We start from the raw sequence: 1,302 nt of genomic DNA, 5'->3' as shown, positions 1-1,302 counted from the left end.
TCTTAACATCATGGCGTATTACGCCAATCAGATCCATACGCATCCCGGCATGGTCCGGGACCTCCACCTGCCCACGCAGGATGAACGACCGGAGAACCCGCTCTCAACCTCCGTGGTGTTTTATTCGCCCGGGGCCGAAAAGACCATCTCCCCCGAAGAAGTCCAGGCTGCCGGGATGATGACCCAGATCTTCATCCCGATCTATGCAACCGATCCCCAGACCTCCGCGGTCTTTGTGGGAACCGAGACCGGGGTTTCCATTATCTACCCCTGGACCACCGGCCTGAACGCATCGTTCGATCCCCGCCTGCGGAGCTGGTTTATTGACGCAAAGAAGAACGGGGATATCACCTGGTCCGACCCGTATGTCGACCTGCTCGGCCACGGCCTCATGATCACCTGCTCCCGGCCGGTTTACGACAACAGCACCGGCAGGCTGTGGGTTGTTGGCGCCGATGTCACCATCGAGACAATCAACCAGAAGATCATCGGGACACAGGTCGGTGACCGGGGGTACGCCATGCTGATTGACGAGCACGGAAACATCATCACCCGCCCGGGCTTAACCTCCGGGGACCAGCGGTGGGACGCCTCCTTTGTGACGGAGAACCTGTTCCAGAGCACCAACCCGGAACTTGTCGACGCTGCCCGGGAGATGGTGGTAGGAAAGACCGGCATTGCCCGGGTAAGTTTCGAGGACGGTGACCGGTTCATCGCCTATGCACCGGTGACCAGCGTGAACTGGAGCGTGGGGGTAGTCATGCCCGTTGACGAGGTGACCGCCCCTGCCCGCATGACGAGCGCACGGATCGAAAACGACACGGCGCATGTGGCCGAGCATATAGCCCGGCAGCAGAACATGGTGCAGGCCTTGTTTGTCGTCCTCTCCATCATCCTCATTGCCATCGTCTGTATCCTCGCGTATTTCTTTGCACGGTACCTCACGCGACCGCTCTTTGCGCTCGGGAAAGGTGCCGAAGCGATCGGGAAAGGAGACCTCGACTACCGGGTGCAGGTCGATACACGGGATGAATTCGGGACGCTGGCCGATACCTTCAACCGGATGGCGTCTGACTTACGGTAATACATCATCACCCTGAAACGGACCACGTCCGAGAAGGAGCGGTTGCTAAAATAGCGGGAATTTGCAAAGGGGAGCCAGCAGAGTGTCTTCCCGTAGTCCGCCCTCACGCCGCCGGGATTCTACCTTGCCGGGTAAAACCTCCCGGCTCTCGAAGTGGGCGGGGGTTTCCATGACTTCATCCCGCTCGCCTCCGCACATTATGGTCTTTTCATTGCAGA

The 1,302-nt window shown here is 59.2% G+C and carries 1 protein-coding gene; it reads left to right on the top strand.

The annotated features are described in order from the left end of the window. Positions 1 to 1,084, top strand: a 1,084-nt coding sequence (locus CW742_RS13545; protein WP_292421270.1) for a cache domain-containing protein, incomplete at its 5' end; no start/stop codon positions are given. Positions 1,085 to 1,302 lie beyond the last annotated feature (218 nt).

The sequence above is a fragment of the Methanoregula sp. genome (assembly GCF_002835825.1).
GTDB lineage: Archaea > Halobacteriota > Methanomicrobia > Methanomicrobiales > Methanospirillaceae > Methanoregula.
Note: the sequence above shows the minus strand (reverse complement) of the source record. Positions and strands in the feature narration are given on the sequence as shown.